At 63.6% G+C, this 6101-nt stretch carries 6 protein-coding genes and 1 tRNA gene; 5 read left to right on the top strand and 2 right to left on the bottom strand.

All coding sequences use genetic code 11. The features are described 5' to 3' along the window. Positions 1-98 precede the first annotated feature (98 nt). A complete protein-coding gene (rpsI, locus tag IG178_RS07980) occupies positions 99-494 on the bottom strand; it encodes a 30S ribosomal protein S9 (RefSeq protein ID WP_193212011.1) in 396 nt (131 codons plus the stop codon). 26 nt (positions 495-520) lie between these two features. After that, entirely contained in the window at positions 521-952 is a 432-nt protein-coding gene (gene rplM, locus IG178_RS07975; RefSeq protein ID WP_193212010.1) for a 50S ribosomal protein L13, read from the bottom strand. Between the two features lie 260 nt (positions 953-1212). On the opposite strand from rplM, the gene IG178_RS07970 reads away from it, so the two are divergent. From IG178_RS07970 to IG178_RS07950, 5 genes are all read left to right on the top strand, one after another. Beyond that, the gene (locus IG178_RS07970) at positions 1213-2607 is read left to right on the top strand and encodes a hypothetical protein (protein WP_193212009.1); all 1395 of its coding nucleotides are present in this window, start codon (positions 1213-1215) and stop codon (positions 2605-2607) included. A gap of 92 nt (positions 2608-2699) precedes the next feature. Continuing rightward, positions 2700-2774 (top strand) — tRNA-Asn (locus IG178_RS07965). A gap of 105 nt (positions 2775-2879) precedes the next feature. After that, positions 2880-3227 (top strand): hypothetical protein, encoded by a 348-nt coding sequence (locus IG178_RS07960; protein WP_193212008.1) that lies wholly within the window; start codon positions 2880-2882, stop codon positions 3225-3227. Between the two features lie 180 nt (positions 3228-3407). Continuing rightward, positions 3408-5486 carry a phage tail tape measure C-terminal domain-containing protein gene (locus IG178_RS26160; protein ID WP_193212007.1) on the top strand — a complete coding sequence of 693 codons (2079 nt, stop codon included), beginning with the start codon at positions 3408-3410 and terminating at the stop codon, positions 5484-5486. A gap of 3 nt (positions 5487-5489) precedes the next feature. Beyond that, positions 5490-5942, top strand: coding sequence for a hypothetical protein (locus tag IG178_RS07950; RefSeq protein ID WP_193212006.1), 453 nt, complete (start codon positions 5490-5492; stop codon positions 5940-5942). Positions 5943-6101 lie beyond the last annotated feature (159 nt).

Here is a 6101-nt window from a genome sequence, read left to right as displayed (position 1 = left end):
GGGGGGGGGGGGGGGGGGGGGGGGGGGAGATCAACCACGAAGGCATGAAAAAAGCCGCATCCCGGAGCGGGATGCGGCCTTTGGAAGAGCGTTGCGGATTAGCGCTTGGAGAACTGGAAGCGCTTGCGGGCGCCGGGGCGGCCGGGCTTCTTGCGTTCCTTCATGCGCGGGTCGCGGCGGAGCAGGCCGTGCGGCTTGATCACCTTGCGGAGTTCCGGCTCGAAAATGGTGAGCGCGCGGGCAACGGCGAGGCGGATGGCGCCGGCCTGGCCGTGGGTGCCGCCGCCGGCGGCGGTGACGGTGACGTCGAACTTGTTCAGCAGGTTGGCGTGCTGGAACGGAGCCAGGACGGTGTTCTGCAGGGGCAGGGTCGGCAGGTAGTCCTCGAAGGAACGGCCGTTGATGGTGATCTGTCCACTGCCTTCGGTCATGCGGACACGGGCGACGGCATTCTTGCGGCGGCCGGTGGCGCTGAGGTTCTTGACTTCGCTCATTTCAAAAAGGGGTTCGGGCTGCCGGTTCAGGCGATTTCGTAAGCCTGCGGCTGCTGGGCTTCGTGCGGGTGCTCGGGGCCGGCGTAGACCTTCAGCTTGCCGAACTGGGCACGGCCGAGGCGGTTCTTGGGGATCATTCCCCAGACGGCATCCTCGACAAGCAGGACCGGACGGCGCTTGCGCACCATGCGGGGAGTCTCGACCTTCTGGCCGCCGACCCAGCCGGAGAAACGGGTGTAGATCTTGTCGTTTTCCTTGGTGCCGGAGAGAACCACCTTGTCCGCGTTGATCACGATGACGAAGTCACCGGTGTCGATGTGCGGGGTGAACATGGTCTTGTGCTTGCCGCGCAGCAGGCGGGCTGCCTCGACGGCGACCTGGCCGAGGATCTTGTCTTTGGCATCGATCACGTGCCAGGTGCGCTCGATGTCGGTCGGCTTTGCGGAAAACGTCTTCATGAGATGGAACGGAAAAAAATCCCCTTTGCCGGAACGCGGAGTCGGCGTCACGCGGCGGAGGGGCGCGCAAGCTAGGGATCGGACCATGGGGTGTCAATCGGAAATCCGAGGGAAGTTTCGGGGCTCTTTCCGGGGTTTCCGTTGGCCGCATCTTCACCCCCGCGGGGCCGGAGGCCGACAACCGGGTCTGGGGCTGGCAGGACCTTTCTTTCCTTGTGGGCAGGGGGAGGGGTGGCCATGCTTCCGCCATCTGGACCCCCATGGTAGATCAACTCACTGTACAGCCGTTTTTCGATGCCCTCGGTCAAGCCAGTGCTCCGCACGCCGGGGGGGTGAATGCCGTTGCCACCGCCCGCATGGAACGGGTGTTGAAATCGCCGGTGGACGCCCCGGGCAGGGGGATCCTGCTGCGGGCTCCGCGGGCGGGCTACGGGAAGAGTCACCTTTTGTCCTTCGTCCAGCAGCGGCTTGCGACCACCCACGAGTTCCTGCCGATCAACTTCGTCGATGGCGCCAGGATCGACGCCGGCGGGGCGATCGAGGCGGCTTTGCGCCGGCTGACCCGGGCGCTACCGGCCGGCGGCGGGCTCACGGCTCTGGATTTCCTCTCGCGTCGGCTTTTCTCGCTGGCTCTCCAGCCCTTGGTCAGTTCGGGCGAGGTTCCGTGCCAGGATCGGGAGGCGGCGCTCGGTGCGCTTCGCCAGCGACCGATCGAAACCTTCGATTTCCATCACGGGCAGGCGGTGACCGCCCAGTGGACCAAGGAGAATTTCGAAGTCCTCGGCCCGCGGCTGGCGCTTGAGCTCAGCCGGCGCGCCGGGAGTTCCCTCAACGAGACATCGTTCTGGCTCGCCTCGTTGTTCCGCTTCGCGGTCGCCGTTCCGGAGCATCCCGGGCGCACGGGGATGATCATTCAGTCCGCCACGTCGGATGCCGGGGTCGAGCGCTATGCGGGATTCCTCGCGATGCTCTCCCTGATTGGCCGGGTGGTGGTGGTCGCGGATGACTTGGAGGGCATGCATGCGGACACCGGGTCGGCACTGCGCTTTGCCAGTTTCATCGCCACGGTGCGGCAGCAGGCGCCCAGGGTGGACGTCGTGGTTTCCATCAATGACGACATCTGGGAAAGCGCTTTCGTCCCGGCCTTGAGCGGCGGCCTACTGGATCGCCTCGGAGAAATGGAGATCATGCTCGCCCCGCTGGACGAGGAAGCGATGTCCGCGTTGCTTGAGGCACGGGTACCGGGGCGGGCGATCGATATCCGCTCCCGTTTGACGCTGGCGCCGGGCGAGCACTACGCCCGCCGGGTTCTCCGCAAGATCGCCGATCTCGACGAGTCGATCGACGGGGGTGGCGCAAGCCAGGTGATCGCCAATACGCCAGAAGAACGTCAAGAAGTAGGCGGTCCGCCGGTTTTGCCGCGTGGGACTGAAGGGGAGTTCGCCGCCGACGCCGTTCAGCCGGATCAACCGGCGTGGCAACCCGATGCGCCGCCGCCAGTTGCTGCCCCGGACGCCACGGGATCGTTCGACGAACCTCTCCAGTCAGAAACGGGCGACAACCCGTCCGAACAAGAAAGCGTTGCGTCCACGGCCGGCGGCGACCGCATCGACGATCTGCTCAAGCAATTCCGAGAGCGGTACGGCCGGGACTGAAATTCCCTCGGTTCGGTTCAATTTTTCCCTTGCCAGTCGCGCGGGTGTGATCGCATCTTCCGCCCGCCCCGCCGAGCGGGGCATGTTTTAAATCCGGTGTAGCTCAGCGGTAGAGCGGGTGGCTGTTAACCACTAGGTCGTAGGTTCGATCCCTACCGCCGGAGCCATTTAAAACCAGTCACTTGCGACGGTTTCAGGGTCACTTTTCAGATCCGACTGAACACTCTGACTGAACACTCCCGGCCATTTTACTGAGCCGCGACAGGACCGGGATGCCGAATCAGCATTCCCCGCTCGAGTTCCTCAAGGATCAGTTCGAAGCCCTCAAGCCCCGCGAAGTGGAAATTGAAGGGCTCCCTTTCAAGCTGGTTTTCCAGCCTTTGAATGGAGAGCAGACCTTGAAGCTTGCGAAGGCGGCGAGAGAAGCGAAGCCGGGGGCGCAGTCGGTTGCTTACGCCGAGTTGATTGTCGAGACGGTGAAGCTTGAGGATGGGGAGCAGGCGTTCCCGCTTCTGAGGGGCGGGCCGAATCCGGTTGAGGTCATCACGAAGCAGGCGCCCCCGCGGATCTTCACCGCGCTGGTGAATGCTCTCCTTGATTGGCTCGTTTCCGCGGATTGATTTCCGACCTTTTCTCCGCCTCGCTGGGGGGCCGGGGGAGGGAGCCGCGACAGGTAGCAAATGGCTACCAGACGCGAGGCGAAGTTCATCATCTCCGCCGAGAACAAGACGGGCAGCGCCCTGGCGAAAGCCTCCGGCGATGTGAAGGCGCTTGGCGATGGCTTCTTGAAGTTCGGGAAGGTGGCCGGGGTTGCCTTTGCCGCGGTCGGGGTCGCCGGCATCGCCGCGGTGAAGGGGATCACGGACATGGTGAACAAGGCCAATGCCGTGACGGACTCTCTCGCGAAGCAGTCGGACCGGCTCGGGATCGCCACCGAATCGCTTCAAGCCTACCGGAACGCGTCGGAGCTTGCCGGCGTCTCGAACAGCACGCTCGAGAAGGGCCTCGCGAAGCTCAATCGGAACGTCGGGGACATCAAGAACGGGCTGGTTTCCGATACCTCCGCCATCGTCAAAGCGTTCGACGTGCTGGGCGTCTCGATCGACGAGATTAAAGGCCAGTCTCCAGAGAAAACCTTCGAAGCGATCGTTGACCAGCTCGGCGCCATTGAAGACCCGGCAACGCAGGCAGCGCTCGCGACTCAGCTCTTCGGCCGCTCAGGGCAAGAGATGATCACCCTGTTCAAGGCTGGCACTCCAGCACTCGAAAAGGCAAAGCAGACGCTCAAGGACTACGGTCTTGAGATCACCCGACTGGACGCCAAGAAAGCCGAGGACCTGAACGACGCATTCACCGAGGCGAATCAGCTCCTCACCGAAGCGAAGCAGAAGCTCGCAATCGAGCTTTCGCCGGTGCTGACCGAGATCATCCAGGACTTCTTGGAGGCCGGCAAAGCAGGCGGAGGTATTGGCCCCGCCATCGCAGAGGGTGTGAAGATCGGAGTCGATTCGTTGCGGGTTCTGCAGCAGGCCGTGAGGGCGGCGACTGGCGGCCAGAGCGTCGATACTACGACCGCTCTCGAGAACGGGGGCGATGCGGTGCTGATCGAAAAGAGACTCTCCGACCTCAGGGCGATCCAGGACCGGATTGCCAGCCTGCAGGCGCAAGGGAAGACGATCACCGGCGGAGGGGACTTCGATATTGCCCGGCAGTTCGGCGGACCCGCGCAGGCGTTCACCGGGATCATGGATCTCGACGAGGCCGCGTCTCGTGCGAGGACAGAGGTTGAATCCCTCAAAGCGGCCCTGGCAGAGCTCCCACCCGTCATCGTCGCCCAAGCCGCAGCAAACCGCCAACTCCTGGAAGTCGAGGACCAGCGCCGCGCCGGTCAGATCAGCGACGCTGATGCTGCCGCGACATCGGAAGCCATTCGCAATGGCCTCAAGAGCCAAACCGAGGAGCTGGAGTGGCAGGCAAAGCTCGGGGATGAGCTTCTTGAAAAGGAAGCCGAGTTGCTCGAATTCAACAAACGCCAGGTTGCTGAGAAGGCGGAGATTGCCGCGCTGACAAAGGAGATCGAGGAGGCTGGAGGCTCGGTCCTTCCTCCGAAGGAGTTCGAGCAAGTTGCGGACTCGTTCGAGCAGCTGATTCCCCTCTCCGATGACCTGGCGGATTCCATCGCCACCGGACCGGAGAGCATCGCTGGATCATTTGACCGCGCAGCCGGCGCGAGCGGCGAATTCCGTGAAGCGGCGACAACCGATCTCGTTGCCGTAACCAACCACGTCGAAGCGACGATGGGGAGCTATGAGAAGCTCTTCCTCACTCTCAACGAGTACGGCCAATCCGTGACGGGGAACCTCGAGAGCGCAATCGACGAGTTCACCCGCTCGGGCAAGCTGAACATGGCCGAGTTCACCCGCTCCGTGCTTGCCGACTTGGCGGCGATTGCAGCCAAAGCAGCAATTCTCGGCGGGATCCTTGGGAACGAGTCATACGGCGGGAATGGCTCCGGCCTCGTTGGCTCGCTGGTTTCGTCCATCTTCTCAGGCTCGATCTCGACAGCCGGCGCGCCGAGAGCAATCGATCTCGGGACGTTCGAAGGCGGCGGCTTCACCGGCTACGGCACCCGCTCGGGCGGGCTCGACGGCAAGGGCGGCTTTCCCGCGATCCTCCACCCGAACGAAACGGTCATCGATCACACCAGGGGCCAGAGCCTCGGGGGCGATACCTACAACGTCAATCAGACGGTCGTCATCCGCGAGACGATGCCAGCGGGACAGGCGCGGGCGATCATCGATGCGGCCAGCAAGAAATCCTTGGGCGACTTCCTCAACCAGCGGCAGCGCGGCGGTGGCCGTGCCCGTGCTTTCGGCTAAATCGTGAAGCGTTTCGACTTCCCCGGGCAGCCAACGGCCAACAGGCTCGCGGGAATGGATCGCCTACTTGCCGCGCTCGTGTCCAATTTCGAAGTCTGCAAGGCGGACGGCTTGGAAGTCGTTTGCTCGCTCACCATCTTCGCGGGCGGGATGCGGTTTGACGGGGTGCTTCTGACTTTTGAGGAATTCGAGCGGACGAGTAGCGACATGCTCCGCGGCACTTGGAACGGGATCGAATCCGCGACGTTTCAGGGAGCGAGCGAGCAGGGGCTTCCTATGGGGGAGCTTCGGAAAGATGGGCGGGCAGTTGATCCGGTGGCGGGCTCGCTTCATCTTGCCGTTTCCAGGGCATTCGCGGGGCCGATGGAGTTCAAGTACTCTCCGCCTCAGTCCATGCGCTTCATGCTGGCGAGCGTCGCGGGATGGACTACCGCACGGGTCGAAACGTCCGGCTAAACGTAGCCCTGCCCCTCGTGGCTACCGGGCAGACGAAACCCCGCCCGCGGTGAAGCAGGCGGGGCGCGAATTCATCAAGGCGCGGCCGGCAGTGTTCGCTTCCACTCTTGGCCATATCCAGACGCCTTGCGCTTGGCTTTGGATGGGTGCGGGGGCTTT

Source organism: Neoluteolibacter marinus, from assembly GCF_014904755.1.
Taxonomy (GTDB): Bacteria; Verrucomicrobiota; Verrucomicrobiia; order Verrucomicrobiales; family Akkermansiaceae; genus Haloferula; species Haloferula marina.
The sequence above is the reverse complement of the archived record's forward strand: the minus strand, read 5'-3'. Positions and strand labels throughout refer to the sequence as shown.

What these genes read in the sequence shown, in the direction of transcription:
- rpsI (WP_193212011.1), bottom strand. Translation starts at nt 494, where the DNA reads ATGAGCGAAGTCAAGAACCTCAGCGCCACCGGCCGCCGCAAGAATGCC.
- rplM (WP_193212010.1), bottom strand. Translation starts at nt 952, where the DNA reads ATGAAGACGTTTTCCGCAAAGCCGACCGACATCGAGCGCACCTGGCAC.
- IG178_RS07970 (WP_193212009.1), top strand. Translation starts at nt 1,213, where the DNA reads ATGGTAGATCAACTCACTGTACAGCCGTTTTTCGATGCCCTCGGTCAA.
- IG178_RS07960 (WP_193212008.1), top strand. Translation starts at nt 2,880, where the DNA reads ATGCCGAATCAGCATTCCCCGCTCGAGTTCCTCAAGGATCAGTTCGAA.